This is a genomic window from Acinetobacter sp. LipI_23, assembly GCF_058243045.1.
In genome coordinates, this window is record NZ_JBZAYJ010000001.1 from 303500 (window position 1) to 319447 (window position 15948).

Consider the following 15948-nt stretch of genomic DNA (forward strand, 5'->3'; position numbering starts at 1 on the left):
CGGGTGGCTTTTTTATGCGGAGTAATGGTTGAAGCTAGATCAAGACTTAGGGGATATTGCATAGGATTATGATAGGGGAATAGAGGGTTGAGCTTTTAGGAATTATTTTGACCATCAAGTTGCTGTGGACTGGATAGATATGGGCAATGATTTACAAGGGGGCATATTTTGATTATTTTAATTTTTGAGAAGCTCGAGTATTAAGCAGATTGATCAGTCCATCTGTGTTGGTCAATGTACTGGATGTGACACTATCTAATACGTTCGAACATTATCATCAGTACAATGTTCAAATTAGCGCAACAGCACCATATCAGTGCCGAAGCGCTAGAAATGTATTTATTTTTATATCCTTAAGGATACAAACGTTTAAAGACGATGTTCAGTGTCTTCATGCTTATTGCTAAAAGCTCTGCGACGAGTACGTTGCCAAGGTAGTGGACGGTTGAGTGCTTCTGGAACGTCGCCACTCAGCGAGCGTAAGCGCAAATGTAGCGCCGCTTGAGCCATCAAATTCGCCGATACGGGTGCGGTTAAGAAGGCAAACAGTGTTAATAACAGCTCAGCAAAACCAAAGCGTCCTTGGAATGCAGAATAGATCATTGCCGCGATCAAGAAGCTCCCTAAGCCTAAGGTACTTGACTTGGTTGGGGCATGTAGGCGCATGAATAAATCGGGCAGGCGCACCATTCCAATCCCTCCGACCAGCATGAAGAAAGTGCCGATCATGAGAAAAATGGAGACTAAAATTTCCATCGTAAGTTGCATCGATCTCGCTCCTAGTCAATCACATGACCTGAGGTGAAGTAGCGTGCTAAAGCGGCTGTAGAGACAAAGCCGAGCATCGCAACCAAAAGAGCACCTTCAAATAATGAAGTGCTGGCCCAGTAAATGCCTAATATAATAATGAGGCAGATTGCATTTAAAAAGAGTGTATCGAGTGCTAAGAGTCGGTCTACAATCGATGGGCCGATAATTAAACGAATTAGGCACAGCAACATTGAAATGGTGACCGCGATTAAACAAATCCCGAGGGCATAAGGCAAAATAGTCATGCTTTGTCTCCTGCTTCGACGCCAAAAATTTGCATCAACGGTTTTTCATAACGCGCTTTAATATTTTCAATCTCGGCATTTTCATCATCGGTGCTGAGGGCATGAACTAAAATGTCCCCGCGATCTTGATCAATCCCTGCTGAAACTGTGCCTGGTGTGGTGGTAATAATCATCGCCAGTAAGGTGTTTACTTCCTCATGTTGTGTTTCCAGCGGAACGCGAAACCACTTCGGTTGTAGACGATCAATCGGACCAAGGACCAATTTAGCCACTTGAATATTCGACATGACAATGTCGTATAACACCACAAAAAATAGTTTCACCGCCGCTTTCCATTCAATATTTGGAGTATACGTAATGAATGGTCTGATCAGACGCGGAATAAAAATGGCCAGTAAAAATGCCATCACTAAGCTGGCTGCGTCAACACTATGTGCCAACATCACCCAGCTCAGCGCAACAATCACCGAAACAAAAGGGTGGGGTAACCAACGCTCCAAAAACGACGTTTTTTTCATGTTTAAGGCTCCACCATCGGTTGTAGGCTTTCAGCATCGGGATTCACTTCAGCCTGTTGTTGCTGTTGCATTTGGCGTTTTTTGTATTCGGAAATATGTTCGCCTTCCAGTGTTTCTTCTGAAATTAAATATGGAATCAAATGAGCATTTGGATCCACCCGTTCGCCACCATATTTGGTTTCAGGTAAATTTTCACTGTCGAAAGGTTGTACGCTAATGGTTTGTCCATGCTCATCAGTTTTGAGCAAAGTCTGTTCATAGAGCGCATTATTTTGAATTTGCTCAGCCGTTTGGTAAGTGTACTTTTGAATTGGACCTGCAAACACCATATAAGCCATTAAACCTACCAACAATAGATAAATGGTTTTGTCATTGCGCTTTGGCGCTTGTTCAGGCAAAGCTTGGTACGCGGCATAAGCAGCCTCACCAGGATTATCTTCAGGTTTGGTTGCGCGCCAAAAAATCACGAAACCCACACGTGTAAACGCAATAATACTTAATAAACTCACCACTAAAACGGTCACAATAATCAGCAATTGATACGGTGAGTGCGCGGTGGCTTGGAGAATAAACACTTTGCCCAAGAAACCACTAAAGGGTGGTAAACCTGCCATCATCAAGGCAATGGTGAAATAGGTTAACGCCACCACCTTATGCTGTTTCATTTGCGGTGCAATTTTAAAATGGTCTTTAAACTCACCGCGTTGAGAGGTAATCCAACCACTTAAAATATAGAAAGCTGCCGCAATAATGGTACTGTGCACCAAATAATACAGGGCCGCTGCCCATGCCAAGGTATTGAACAGGGAAATGGCGATTAAAATCGTGCCCACAGAAGACAAAATCATAAAGCCAATGAAACGACGTAAGCGTTCCGCACCCATCGCGCCAATCACACCATAGACTGAGGTAATTAAACCAATCGGCAATAGAATGTATTGCAGGATTTCACGGCTAATTGCATCGTCAAATACGGTGCCATTAACACGTAAAATGGCATAAATACCGACTTTGGTCATGATGGTGAACAGGGCCGCCACAGGAGTGGTTGCGACCGCATAGGTTTTTGGTAGCCAAAAGCCGACAGGTAGCATAGCTGCCTTAATGCCAAAGACTGTAAACAACAACAGCCCACCAGCAACAGCAATACGATGTTGATCGCCTTCCAATAGAGGCATCAAACGTGCAACATCCGCCATATTGAGGCTGCCGACGCTGCCGTAAATCATACCAAGGCCAATCAGAAACAGAGCTGATGCCAACAGGTTAATGGTGACATAGTGAATGCCGAGTTGAAAACGCGCTTTGCCTTGACCATGCAGTAACAGGACATAGGAAGCCATCAACAAAATTTCAAAGAATACGAACAGGTTAAATAAGTCGCCTGTCAGGAAGGCACCGGTTAGCCCCATCAGTAGGAAATGGCACATGGCATGGAAATAACGGCCACGTTCATCCCATTCTTTGCTGGCAAACCACATCACTGGAACAGCTAAGCCGTAGGTTAAAACCAGCATCAGGGCAGACAGTTGATCGAGGACCAAAACAATACCAAATGGTGCTGCCCATTCACCAAGGTTATAAACACTGATTTGCTCTGAGCTGGCAAAGATCAGATAGTTGACCGCTGTAAATAAGCCCAACAGACCAGAGGTATAACTGATGCCTCGACGCCAAGGTTGTCGCCAGTCTTGTGCTAAAGAGCCTGATCCCGGATTACCCAGTAATACCAAAATAAAGGCAGTAATGGCAGGAATTAAAATACTAAAAATTGGGGTGTGTTCGGTCCAAAATTGGATGAAGTCATTCATTATGGCTCATCCTCACGTGGGTCAATTTGTGGTATTTCTTCTTTAGAGTCAACGTGGTCGGTTCCTGTTTCATAACGACTGCGTAAAGCCAGTTGTACAATAAATGCTGTGGTGGCAAAGCCAATCACAATCGCGGTTAACACCAAGGCTTGTGGCAAAGGGTCAGTGGCTTTGCTGGCTTCAGTGAGTACCGCGGGCGCATTAAGTTGAAGTCGTCCCATGGCAAATAAAAATAAATTGACGGCATAACCAATCATGGCCAAGCCAAGTACGACAGGGAAGGTACGGGCACGTAAAATCAGATAGATACCTGTGGCAGTCAACAGACCAATAGCGGAGGCAAGTAACAGTTCTAAACTAATCATATTAATCCCCCTTTGGTACTGGACCAGACATACTAGAGTGACGTGAGTCCCCAAGTACTGAAATAAGTAGCATGGTTGCACCTACGACCGTGATATAAACCCCGACATCGAACAGTGCAGCTGTCGCTAGGTGCATTTCGCCTAAGATCGGTGGCGACACATAAAAGTGTGCACTGGTGAGGAAGGGGCGTCCCCAGAACCATGCGCCTAAGCCTGTTAATCCTGCAATGACCAGACCTGTTCCAATCCAGATTTCATACAAACGACCAGACTTGGCTTTGAGCAGCTGTTCTGCATGATCTTGACCGAGTGCCATGTACTGAATAATCAAGGCCAAAGCGGTAATCAAACCCGCGATAAACCCGCCCCCAGGCAGATTATGTCCACGTAAGAAGATATACAGGCTAACCACCAAGGCAATCGGTAATATCCAAGATGCAGTGATACGAAGCATCAATGGCGATGGATTAAAACGGTAACTAAGACCTTTGGTCATGGTGGTGCCGTGGGTACGCATACCATCCATTAGGCACAGTGCACCAATGCCTGCAATGCCAAGGACTGTAATTTCACCGAAAGTATCGAAACCACGGAAATCGACCAAAATCACGTTGACCACGTTGGTACCACCGCCTAATGGAATCGACTGCTGCATGAAGAACCATGAAATGGAGTTGTGATCACGGGTCAAGATAAGCCATGTGATCCATGCAATGCCAAGCCCGCCGCCAATCGCAATCAGGGCATCTCGCCAACGGCGTGATACACTCGACTCATAGGGAGTGAGTTGTGGTAAAAGCGATAAACTCATCAATAACAGTACGGTGGTGACCACATCTACGGTGATTTGTGTCAAAGCCAAATCAGGCGCAGAGAAGCAGACAAAGACCATAGTTACGACTAAACCAATCGCCCCACTGATCAATACCGCTTTAATCCGTTCGTGGTGGAACCATAGCATCATCCAGCACGAAGAGAATAACAGTAGCCACAGTACGATCGCTAAAGCAGGGGCATGGGTGAGTTCACGGGTGCCTGTGGTCAGCCCTTGTCCTAAAAACGGAAGTGCGACTACGGCAATACTGAAGATCACAATCCAAAGAATATAACTTTGTAATTTGCCGTTTTCAGTCCATCGTTTAAATTTGCGCGAGTTGAGCAGGAGTGACTTAAGGAATAAGTCAAAGGCAACTCGACCTTGTAGACGACCTAAATATGGATCAAGATCAATTTCTCGAATTTTGCCACCTTTAGCCAGACTAAAATAGAAAATCAGACCGCCGACTAAGGCAATAGCACTCATCAACAATGGCATGTTAAAACCATGCCATAGAGCAAGATGTGTGCCTTCAAAATTCATCACTTGGGTGCTGGCGCGTGTTGTGCTGTTGACGATGTTTTCAACCAATAGGGCAGGGAATAAGCCGACTAAAATACACAAAATCGCCAGTAAAGTGGCCGGTGCACGCATGCCAAACGGCGGCTCATGCGCATCTTTGTTCGGAACTTGTTTGCCTACTGGGCCATCGAAGAAAACCCCATGTACCAAACGCACAGAGTAAGCGACTGCAAAAATCCCCGCCAGTGTCGCGACAATCGCCGAGCAGATGAGCACAGGACCAGACAGATTGCTAAGCAGTTCAGTAAAGAACATTTCTTTAGATAAGAAACCGTTGGTCAAGGGCACGCCGGCCATCGATGCTGCAGTGACCATCGTCAAAGTCGCAGTATAAGGCAACAGTTGCCATAACCCACTAAGCTTACGTAAATCACGTGTGCCTGACTCATGATCGATAATACCTGCGATCATGAACAGTGCTGCTTTAAAGGTGGCATGGTTAATAATATGGAAAATAGCCGCAGCCACAGCCAATGGTGATCCGATCCCCAAGAGACACATAATCAAGCCGAGATGACTGATGGTTGAATAGGCCAATAAGCCTTTCAGGTCTTCTTTAAAGATGGCAAAAAACGCAGCCATACACAGGGTAAATAGGCCAATAAAGGTGACCAAATTATGGAACAGTGCAGCACCTGCAAAAATGGGTAACAGTCGTGCCACCAAGAAAATACCCGCTTTTACCATGGTTGCTGAGTGTAAATAAGCAGACACGGGGGTCGGGGCTGCCATCGCGTTAGGTAACCAAAAATGGAATGGAAATTGCGCACTTTTGGTAAAAGCACCGAGTAAAATCAACAGCAACGTAGGAACAAATAACGCATGACTTTGAATTTGTGCTGTCATTGTCAAGATTTGATCAATCTCGTAGGTGCCTGTGATTTGGCCGAGCAAGATGAAACCACCCAGCATGGCTAACCCGCCCATACCCGTAATGGTCAATGCCATGCGTGAGCCACGTTGTGCCGCGTCGTAATTGCTCCAATAACCGACCAATAGGAAAGAGGAGATACTGGTTAACTCCCAAAAAACGAGGAGTAAAATTAAATTATTGGAGAGAGAAATCCCGAGCATGGCTGCCATGAACAGCATGAGCAGTAGATAGAGTTTATTGAGAGAGTTTTTTGGGCCTAAATAAAAATAGGCATAAATATAAATGAGCGTCCCGATGCCACTAATGAGTAAGGCAAAGAGGAGGCCTAATGCGTCTAGACGGAAGCTGAAGTCAATTCCAAGCTGCGGCAACCATGACCATGACTGCGTAATGACAGCGCCATTAAACACCTCTCGTGCTTGGGTCAGTAATAAGCCTAAACTTGTCATACTGACCCCAACAGCTGCGAAGGCGGTTAGCCTACGTGAGCTCTGCTTCAGTAATGAGACAAGGGTTGTGCCAAGTATTAACGGTAACAATATAATAATCGGTAGCACACTCGTTTCCATTGTCGTGAATAGGTCAAAACCTATTGGTGAATCTCATCTTTCAAGGATTACAGGACTGCAAAGAGCAGCCCAAGAGTCTCAATCTTGAAAGCCAATGTGAAATTTAAAAATAATGAAGTTGTGTTGCGCAACTCATGAAGCGTTATAGCAAAATCCGATTTCAGTTAGAAATTTGCAAGTAAAACCGATCATATAACATGACTAAAACAACATCAATCTTTTTTGCGCTGACGCAAAACATTATACGCGTGATGGTCATTTCTTGGTGGATGACAGGTACTTTCTCAGTGCAAGAAATGTAAAAAAGCGACCATTGGTCGCCTGTTTTTGAGGGTTGAAATAGATATGCTTATGAAGCAGGCTAAGTTAATGGATTTGCCGATGAAGCATCATCTTCAGCACTGAGTAAAGCAATCAAATGCTGTTGCTGTTCGGGAGAGAGTTGCTGTTGAATCTGTGTGAATAATTCAGCCACACTTAAATCATGGGGTTCAGCCGCAATCGGTTCGGTGCTTCCACTCATCGCTTCATGATTGGCAAGGTTTTGGTAAATCACATCGAACTGATGTTGCAGTGGTTCGAGTTGGATAGGACTTAATTGCTTATTTTCCAGTTTGAGGCATTGAAACTCACTGGCTTGTTCCAGCAACTCACTTCGGTTGCCTGAGGCAATAATTTGTAGTCGAGGAAAAGCATGATTTAAACGTTTTAAAATGACTTGCGCCATATTTTGATCCAATTGATGATCAATCGCGTCAATCAACAGTACGCCGTCACCTTCTAAACAGGGGAACAGGCTTTCAGGATTGAGTAGGCATAAACGTCGCACAATATCGCCAACGAGCGCCACCCAGTTGCGAATACTATTGGAAAGCTGTTGATAGAGCATGCTGTTGCCATGGTAGCGCACCATCAGTTGTAACTTGGGATGATATTGCAGATAAATATCTTCTATTTCGGGCAGAACGGTTGCTAACGCTTGCTTGAGTGCTTGTAGGCTGAGCGACTGGATATGTGCTTGAGCCTGAGCCAGTTTATAGCTTAAGGGAATATCGGGTGGCATGCTTTTGGGCTGATGCAATATCGTTTGTAAAAACTGTGCAGTTTGCGCATTTTCAATATCGCTGATTTCACGAAACCACTCAAAGAAGCGCGCAAAGGTGGTATAGGGAATAGCTGAAATTTCATAGGCATGTGCATGTTGGAAAATCAGGGGATTGTTCTTGCTGAGAATATTCATTTCATTGACAAAACGTTCCGCAGGATAATACTCAATCAACGGCAAACCTTGCAGTGGATCTTGTAGCGTTGCCTGCTGATATAGATTGACCAGTTGTTCGAGTTCCAAGGTTTCAACTCGGCTGATGCCAATGCCTTGTTGGTTTAAGGTTTTGTAGAGTTGCCATGTATAGGGTTCGGGCGCAGTATCGGCTGCCGTAGGTTTGAGATCATACAGCTCAGCGGGCACAGCAACTTGAATATCAATTTTGGACTGTAGGCGGTTCAGCATAATATCGTGATCTAACATCACCACACCTGCAGAGCGTAAATCTTTATAACGGGCCGCAAACCAAGTCAGAGCCTGATAGCTAAAACGTAAGATCGAGGTCTTGCCTGAGGCTTGATCGCCTAAAATTAAAGTGACGGGTTTATCGTGATAAGAAAAATCGACTTTAAGGTCAGCAAAATGCAGGATGTGTTTCAGGTGAATCGATTGAATTTTCATAGAACACCCGCAGCGGTTGTGACTATTTTTACATTCGACTATCCAACAACTTTACGTAATGAGCTTGGCATTTGTTTTTTCAGCTGTTGCATCAGGTCGTAAATGTGATGGATATTTAGACTTACTTTAGCACGTGTACAGGCCACGTAAAGCAGTCTTAACTCTTCATCACTAATTTTATGGTCTTTGTCGTTGACCTTAAACTGATAATCATCTTCGATGTGAACGCGGTTCCACTCTAAGCCTTTGGCTTTGTGTGCGGTGGAAATAATATAATCCGCTTGTTCAATCGGCGTAATCTTTGCAAGGGCTTTTTTGAGTGGATCGGTGCCATGATCATCCACCAATTTCACTAAAGGCTTGATGTCACTGCCGTCATTGGTTTCGCAGTATTCATGTACATCATGCCAAGAATTAAACCAGGCCAGTTCAGGCACATCGGTGACGCGCTTGCCTTGTTTCAACATCGCTGCGGCATCGACAAAGCGGTTCAGTTTGACATGGTCGGCTTGTAGGCTGACTTTGTCGCCATGAACTAATCCTGAAAGCAGCAGTTCCATGGCGCGCGCATTGGTGCGACATAAAATCGCATCGCGCATTTTGGTATGAGGTTTGTTGACCACTTTGGAGTTGAGCAGAGGGTTGCCCATGAGTGGCACGGTTTCATTCAAGGCGCCTAAAATGGCATTGGCATGCAATGCAATCTCTTCACCAAAACGAAACGAGGTGGTAAGGCGTGACTCAGGCAAAGGCAGTTGTTGCATGGCATTGACTGCGCCGCGCCATGCATAAATCTGTTGGTGTGCATCTCCGACATAGATCACTTGTGTATTACGCTGCTTCAGTAAGATGCCCAACATCAGCGGATCGGCATCTTGTGCCTCATCAAACAACACATAGTCACTTGGGATATTCGGTTCAGACAGTGCCCACAGTTTTAAATAAATATCGTGACCAATCCCAGCCTGATGATTGGGATTGATGGACTCTAACCAACGACGTTCAATGGCAGGGTAGAGGTGCTTTTGTAGTGAATCGATATCATCAGGGTGTAACCAGCTCGGTGCTTGTAAATGTCGCGGCGCTGGGTACTGAGAACTGGTTGAACAGAAGTGACTCACTGCATTGGCCACAAGGCTGGCCAAGCGTGATGGCATCAACACATATTTTTCATAACGTCCGCCCATCATCCGTCTTAGGGTGATGGGTTCAAGGCGGTATTCTTTGGCAATAAAACTCGGACTTAAACGAGGCAGACGAAGTTTGTCCGTCACTCCACGTGGAACACTGCGAAAAGCAAGCGAGTGAAAGGTTCGGCAGTCGACATTGCCATGAAACTTCGTTTGCGCTTCGCTGGCAATGGCTTTGTTGAACGCTAAATACATGCCACGTCTTTGTGGCATGGCATCGCTAATCATTTGCAGTGTGGTGGTTTTACCTGTGCCTGCATAGGCAATCACTTTAAACGATTTGCCCAGACGCGCGTTATCAATGGCAATGGCTTGCTCATAAGTCGCGCTCGGTTTGATGATATTCGACACAGGCAATAAACTTAGTGGCTGCGGTTGGCTTTTTCAAGCAAACCAGAAAGCCCTTGACGACGTGCCAATTCATTAAGAACCACTTGAGGGTCTAAGTCGAAATAACCTAAAACCACAATCGTATGGAACCAAAGATCCGCCACTTCATAGATCAAATCATTTTTATGATCTTCATTGGCTTCAGACTTAAAGTCTTTCGCGGCAATCACAGTCTCGATGGCTTCTTCACCGACTTTTTCTAAAATTTTGTTGAGACCTTTGTGGTACAGCTTTGCAACATAAGACGAGTCTGGATCCGCTGCTTTACGCTCAGCCATCATTTGGCCGAGGTAAGACAAAACTTCAACTTGCTCAGACTGCGCCGTTGAGGCATTCATCGCCAATGTATGTGGATTGGTCGATTTTTCACCATAAATCGCGTTCGGGTCTTTGAGCTGTGCATCCATAATTTCCCAGCCATTTGGCGTGAGTTTACGGTAGAAGCATGATTCACGACCTGTATGACAGGCAATCCCACCGTGCTGTTCAATTTGCAGCACGATTACGTCGGCATCGCAGTCAAGACGAATTTCATGTACGGTTTGGAAATGCCCAGATTCTTCGCCTTTGTGCCATAACTTGTTGCGTGAACGAGAGAAATATACGGCTTGGTTTTTCTCGGCCGTCAACGCTAAAGCTTCGCGGTTCATCCATGCAACCATCAAGACACGCCCTGTTTGGTGATGCTGTGCAATGGCAGGGACTAAACCTTGTTCGTTAAATTTTACTTCATCGAGCCATTGCAAATTGTTCATGTTTCTTTCACCAAGCGAATAAATATTGAGAGTGTTACGATGTCAACGTAGCGGTCTATAGTCTACGTGATTTAAACAGAATAAAGGAGAAACTTTCTACAGTTATCTCACAGTGGCTTAATTGATGTATTTTAGGAATTCATCTATCCGTCACCCATCCAAAGCGGATGAAGATGATTGTCGTCGCATTCTACACAGAATGATTGTTTTGTTTTGCAATATCTTGATAGTTCATTTGCCTGAACATGCCTAATTTTTAACCTGAAATCGTCACCGCCATTTCTTTACGGAAATAGGGAATTCGATACATCCAAGCAAAGCTTAAATCACGTAAACCACCTGCCCACCATAGGTCAGATTGGTAAAGTGGTGTGAGTAAACGACTTAAAAATTGATAGAACGCCGTCGAACTTTGACGGTGTTGATGGTAAGTTTGCCAGAGTTGGACATAATCAAGGGCTTCATTTTTTCTTGCGCTTTGAACCGCTTGCCCCAAAGCCCATGCATCTAAAAGGGCCATATTTGCGCCTTGCCCCAGTTGCGGGCTCATGGCATGTGCTGCATCACCAATCACACCAATACGACCCTCACCAAACTTAGACAGCACCACATCACGATAATTTGCAGTTAACCATTGTGATTTTTGTTCAGGCTGGGCAATGACTTGTTCTAACCAATCCGCAGCAGGTTTCCAACGCTTAGACACTTGGTTTAACCAGTCTGAGTGAGCTTGTGAATTGTGTAGAAAGTTATTTAGCTGATGGCTTGGAAGACTCCAAAACACACTCGACAGTCTTTGCTTGGGTTCATGTGGCACTGTACCTGTCGGTAAGATTCCCATCATGATTTTAGAGCGATCATGAAACTGATGTAAAATTTCTGCATCTAATTCAAGACATTCAGGAACAATTGTCCATTTTGCTCCCCAAGGATAAGCTTGATCAACCTTTACCCATTTTTTGGGTCTTAAAAGGCTACGTGCGCCATTGGCAACGATTACAGCATCAAAAGCCTGATCAAATGCTTCGCCATCTTTTGTACCCAAAACTCGAACTTGATCGGATGTTTGTTCTAATGTTTGAATGTCGGTATTCATATACCACGTAATGAGTTCTGGATATTCACGGCATTTATTTTCTAAAACATGACATAACGTTGCTCGATGAATCCCTACACCATAAAAATCAGGATGCGCTTGTTGATAATGACTATTGACCAGTAAATTTCCACTCGGCAACTGGCCTTTGAGCCCAGTGACTTTTGCACCGAGTCTTAAAACTTCATCTAAAAGGCCTAAATGCTCAAAAACAGCTAAACCAGAGGGCTGTAGTAACAGTCCTGCTCCGACAGGTTCAAGTTCTGAGGCTTTCTCTAAAATACTGACTTGAATATTTTGTCGAGCCAGTAAAATCGCAGTGGCTAATCCTGCGGTTCCTGCACCAATAATGGCGAAGTGGGGTGGGTGATTAGAAATCATAGATCGAATGATTTAACCATTGTCTAAAATGAATTCATAACGAATATCATCCGATTTTTTTAATTGGTCGATGTTGATTTGAATGAAATCCTCTAAAGAGCTTGAAATCACATTTCGTTCCCAAGATTCATTTTGTAATTCAATAATTTGAGCATACTTTTCTTGTTCACTTGAAATTATTGTTAGCATAGAAAAAATGTAATCTCGATTTTTCTTTATTTGGTCAGATTAAACAAGATTACATTCATGCGCAAATTTTGTTTATAAATCTTGTATGCCCTGTGCAAAATGCTGTTTTTCCACCATTTCCAAGAACTCATCGCCTAAGCGCTGACTTTCAGAAATACATTGGTTCCACATTTGAATGCGCTGTTTTTGTTCGAGCCCTTTGAGTGTGAAATCTTTACGATCGGGCAGGCGTCCTAAAGGTAAGCTCTGTAAATAGTCTTGGGACGGAGACAAGAGTAGCGTACGGGCTTGGTTTTCAGGATTGGCGCGACGTTTAAACAGTTTATCAAACCACCCCGGCGTAATGCTGTCCGTAAAGTGCGGATAAAGCACAATGCCTTGACTCTCAAAAGGCAGATCGATGTGATAATCAATCAGACCACCATCACGATAACTGCCTTGTGGTGCATCTGGAATATCGCGAATCGCGGCCATCACGCCTGGAATAGAGGCTGAAGCAATCAACCAAGGCAGAACGTTTCTAGCGGTGAGACTGTGATAATGAGTGAGGAAATCATCTTCTACTTTAAATTGTTTGCTATTGCTGGGCTGACTAATCACTCGTTGCATAAAGTGGCGACTATGCTTTCGCGCAACAGCGGTTGTGCCGATGATACCTGCCACAGAGGCCAAGAGCGGGAGAACTTGGTCACTTTGGAAGATGTGTTGAGCCTTAATCGACAGTACCGCGAGGTGGTAATCGGGATGATTGACCAATTCCGCTTCTTTGCCTTGCACCAAGTCGAGCAGCATGCCACGGCAAATATCACTGACTTCTTGACGCTGCATTTTTTTGTCAAAATAGAGATTGGTATAGAGTTCACCTAAACGTTCGGTACCTGCTTTTGCACCGTGCGCTAAGATGCTGGCAAAGCGCCAACTGCCAATGGACGAACCAATCAAAGTCCGTCTTTGCGGCGCACGAGCAAAGAATTCACCAAAAATAGCTTGGTCTAAACCTTGAATCCCGATGCCTTTGGGCCCACCTGCGGCACCGGGTACAATATCGACCTGCTCAGCTTGTAAGCCTTCGCTTTGAATGAGTTGACGTGCTAATTTACCTGCACGAATGCTTAAAGCTGGAGGGTGTTTATGCAGGATTTGAGTCATCGTGATCATTCAAAATAGACAATATGTATTGTCATTTTAACTGGTGAGAGAATGAGCGCATTGGCAAAAGTGATCCAAGAATGACTTGGGAGTCACTTCCGACATAAAACCTAAACATAAAAAAGCCTGAGAGACTCAGGCTTTTAATACAGCAGAAAGTGTCTATTTAAACACGCGCCACACCGCCAGTAAGCTGGTGAGTACAATTAAAATCACTGAAATAAACCAAGGCGAGATAATCGCAATCGACAGCAAAATGGCCATGAGACTACCAAAAATCCAACTGCGTTTTTGCTGATGCTCCATTTGTAGGCGCATACTTTGCAGTTCATTGAGCTGTTTAGCATGCCAAGCTGATTGGTTTTTGAGACCATTTAAGCTATCGACCAACAGCGTTGGGAAGTCTTGTGCCCCTAAAAGTAAATCTGGAATTTTTTGTCCCAGCTCTTTTAGGTTCTTTTGTGGATTCATTTGCGCTTTGATCCAATCGGTCAGGATTGGCTTTGCCAAACTCCAAATGTCCAGCTCTGGGTAAAGGTCAGTCCCTAAACCCTCAACATGCACGAGGGTTTTAAGCAGCAGCATCAGCTGTGGTGGAATTTCCAAATGGAAGCGTCGTGCAATATCCATCACTTGAATCAAAATGCCCGCGAAGTCCAATTCATGCATGGGTTTGGACACCATTGGCCCGACCGTGCGACGCATTTCACGTGCTAGTGCATCTTGGTCTGTACCCGGGGGAATCCAACCAGCTTGATGCACGATTTGAATCAGTTGCATAAAGTCGCTGTTCATGACCGCAAGTAGCATACGTGCCACGGTCATTTGGTCGTGCTTCGATAACTCACCCATAATGGCACAGTCCAGCGCAATATAGCGGGGTTGGCTTGGGTTTAGGGTTTCAACGAAGACATTGCCCGGATGCATGTCGGCATGGAAAAAGTTGTCACGGAAGACTTGGGTAAAGAAAATGGTTAAGCCTTTTTCCGCCAAATCTTTACGATCCATCCCCAGTTTTTCAAAGGTTTCAATGTCTGAAATGGGAACGCCTGTAATGCGTTCGGCCACCATCACGTCCTTGCTATCCATATAGACTTCAGGCACATACATCATGCTTGAGCCTGTAAAATAATGGCGCATACGACGGGTATTGTCGGCTTCTAATGTCAAATCCAGTTCATTTAAAATGACCTGACGATAGTCCTGAATAATTTCAGATAAGTGCAGTGCACGCGCGGCTTCTAGGCGTTTTTCTAGAAAATCACCTAGCCATTCTAAAATTTCAAAGTCTTGTAAAATTTGACTACGAATAGCGGGACGGGTGACTTTCACCACCACTTCGCGACCATCATGTAAAGCGGCCGTATGTACTTGAGCAATCGAGGCTGCTGCCAAGGGTTGTTCGTCGAAGCGAGCAAACAGCGTGTTTACATCGGCTTTCAGTGAGTCTTGAATGCGCATTTTCGCCACATCAGAACCAAACGGTTTGACACGGTCTTGGAGCAAAACCATTTGTTGTAACACTTCAGGTGGAATTAGGTCACGACGAGTAGACAGTAGTTGTCCCATTTTAATCGCCAGTGGTCCCATTTCCTCTAAAGCTTGTTTGAGCTTCAGTGGATTTTTTCGTTCACGACTGGACCATGCCGCAGGGTGCATACGAATTACACCCAGCGCATGGCGCGCTTTTTCAGGCAATTCTTCCGCAGGAAACAACGTGTCGAGTCTATAGTGCGCGGCAATGCGCCAAAGTTCGAGTAAACGTGAAACGTGCGGAATCATATATGTAAATACCTAGTTTTGAGTTGAGTCTTGAGTGTCAATCTGTGCTTGAAGCTGTTGAATTTTGGCTTCGGCACGATCTAAGTTTTGATTAAAAATGCGGGTGTCTTGATGCAGATCATCCATTTGCCAACGTGGGGCAAATAGACCACTGTCTTCTTTCAAGGCATCTTCAGCAAAGAAAAAATGACTTTGTAAGGCCTGTTTGATGTGTTTTGGGGCCAGCTGAATTTTAGCCAATTCATGCGCCAAACTTGGGCCAATCCATGGGCTTAAATACGCAGCCAAGTCAGGCTCAGCGTGTTGCATAATCCGTTGAATATCCTGTAGAAGGTGATAATCACCTTGGAGCGGGATATTGCCGATATCATCCGCCAGTAATAGCTTGAGCAGCTCAACCACATTGGCCACCGTTAAAGTTGCGGTTGCTGGGGTGTGAGATTGAGCTTGGTCAAACGGGCGTTGTTCGAAAATGGACGCTGTTTCACTATGCCCTGTAACGGTAGGTTCTAAGCGCACTTTGGCTTGGTCAAAGAACACATCTACAGACAGTTGCGGGGATGCGATCACCACACGTAACATCTTGCCTTGTAGTTCATTGAGCTGGATGCGAGTGATCGCATCCAAATTAATCACATGATGAATTAATCGTTCAACTGCACCGAGTGCCAGAATCGACCACATAATTTGCCCTTAAAC

At 44.8% G+C, this 15948-nt stretch carries 14 protein-coding genes; all 14 read right to left on the reverse strand.

The features are described from left to right. Nucleotides 1-369 precede the first annotated feature (369 nt). Entirely contained in the window at nt 370-768 is a 399-nt protein-coding gene (locus AC4CVD_RS01535) for a Na+/H+ antiporter subunit G (RefSeq protein WP_004692702.1), read from the reverse strand. Nucleotides 769-779: 11 nt separating this feature from the next. Beyond that, nucleotides 780-1055 (reverse strand): monovalent cation/H+ antiporter subunit F, encoded by a 276-nt coding sequence (locus AC4CVD_RS01540; protein ID WP_004692700.1) that lies wholly within the window; start codon nt 1053-1055, stop codon nt 780-782. Beyond that, nucleotides 1052-1573 carry a Na+/H+ antiporter subunit E gene (locus AC4CVD_RS01545; RefSeq protein ID WP_004692699.1) on the reverse strand — a complete coding sequence of 174 codons (522 nt, stop codon included), beginning with the start codon at nt 1571-1573 and terminating at the stop codon, nt 1052-1054. The genes AC4CVD_RS01540 and AC4CVD_RS01545 overlap by 4 nt, the downstream gene beginning before the upstream one ends. 2 nt (nt 1574-1575) lie before the next feature. Then, on the reverse strand, nt 1576-3384 hold the full coding sequence (locus tag AC4CVD_RS01550) for a monovalent cation/H+ antiporter subunit D (protein WP_490751815.1): 1809 nt from the start codon (nt 3382-3384) through the stop codon (nt 1576-1578). After that, nucleotides 3384-3749, reverse strand: a complete 366-nt coding sequence (locus AC4CVD_RS01555) for a Na+/H+ antiporter subunit C (protein ID WP_004692695.1) — start codon at nt 3747-3749, stop codon at nt 3384-3386. Before AC4CVD_RS01555 ends, AC4CVD_RS01550 begins: the two co-directional genes overlap by 1 nt. 1 nt (nt 3750) lies before the next feature. Further along, the gene (locus tag AC4CVD_RS01560) at nt 3751-6591 is read right to left on the reverse strand and encodes a monovalent cation/H+ antiporter subunit A (protein WP_490751817.1); all 2841 of its coding nucleotides are present in this window, start codon (nt 6589-6591) and stop codon (nt 3751-3753) included. A 361-nt stretch (nt 6592-6952) separates the two neighbouring features. Beyond that, entirely contained in the window at nt 6953-8317 is a 1365-nt protein-coding gene (locus AC4CVD_RS01565; protein WP_490751819.1) for an ATP-binding protein, read from the reverse strand. Nucleotides 8318-8355: 38 nt separating this feature from the next. Beyond that, the gene (locus AC4CVD_RS01570; protein ID WP_490751821.1) at nt 8356-9858 is read right to left on the reverse strand and encodes an AAA family ATPase; all 1503 of its coding nucleotides are present in this window, start codon (nt 9856-9858) and stop codon (nt 8356-8358) included. A gap of 11 nt (nt 9859-9869) precedes the next feature. Then, entirely contained in the window at nt 9870-10652 is a 783-nt protein-coding gene (gene hisIE / locus AC4CVD_RS01575) for a bifunctional phosphoribosyl-AMP cyclohydrolase/phosphoribosyl-ATP diphosphatase HisIE (RefSeq protein WP_348928595.1), read from the reverse strand. 256 nt (nt 10653-10908) lie between these two features. Continuing rightward, entirely contained in the window at nt 10909-12129 is a 1221-nt protein-coding gene (locus tag AC4CVD_RS01580; protein ID WP_490751823.1) for an FAD-dependent oxidoreductase, read from the reverse strand. A 12-nt stretch (nt 12130-12141) separates the two neighbouring features. Then, on the reverse strand, nt 12142-12318 hold the full coding sequence (locus tag AC4CVD_RS01585) for a hypothetical protein (protein ID WP_490751825.1): 177 nt from the start codon (nt 12316-12318) through the stop codon (nt 12142-12144). A gap of 72 nt (nt 12319-12390) precedes the next feature. Beyond that, complete coding sequence (locus AC4CVD_RS01590) at nt 12391-13467, reverse strand: patatin-like phospholipase family protein (RefSeq protein ID WP_490751827.1); 1077 nt, start codon at nt 13465-13467, stop codon at nt 12391-12393. A gap of 162 nt (nt 13468-13629) precedes the next feature. Beyond that, nucleotides 13630-15249: an ABC1 kinase family protein gene (locus AC4CVD_RS01595; RefSeq protein WP_490751829.1), complete on the reverse strand. Its 1620-nt coding sequence runs from the start codon at nt 15247-15249 to the stop codon at nt 13630-13632. Between the two features lie 12 nt (nt 15250-15261). Continuing rightward, nucleotides 15262-15933: a ubiquinone biosynthesis accessory factor UbiJ gene (locus tag AC4CVD_RS01600; RefSeq protein ID WP_005400926.1), complete on the reverse strand. Its 672-nt coding sequence runs from the start codon at nt 15931-15933 to the stop codon at nt 15262-15264. Nucleotides 15934-15948 lie beyond the last annotated feature (15 nt).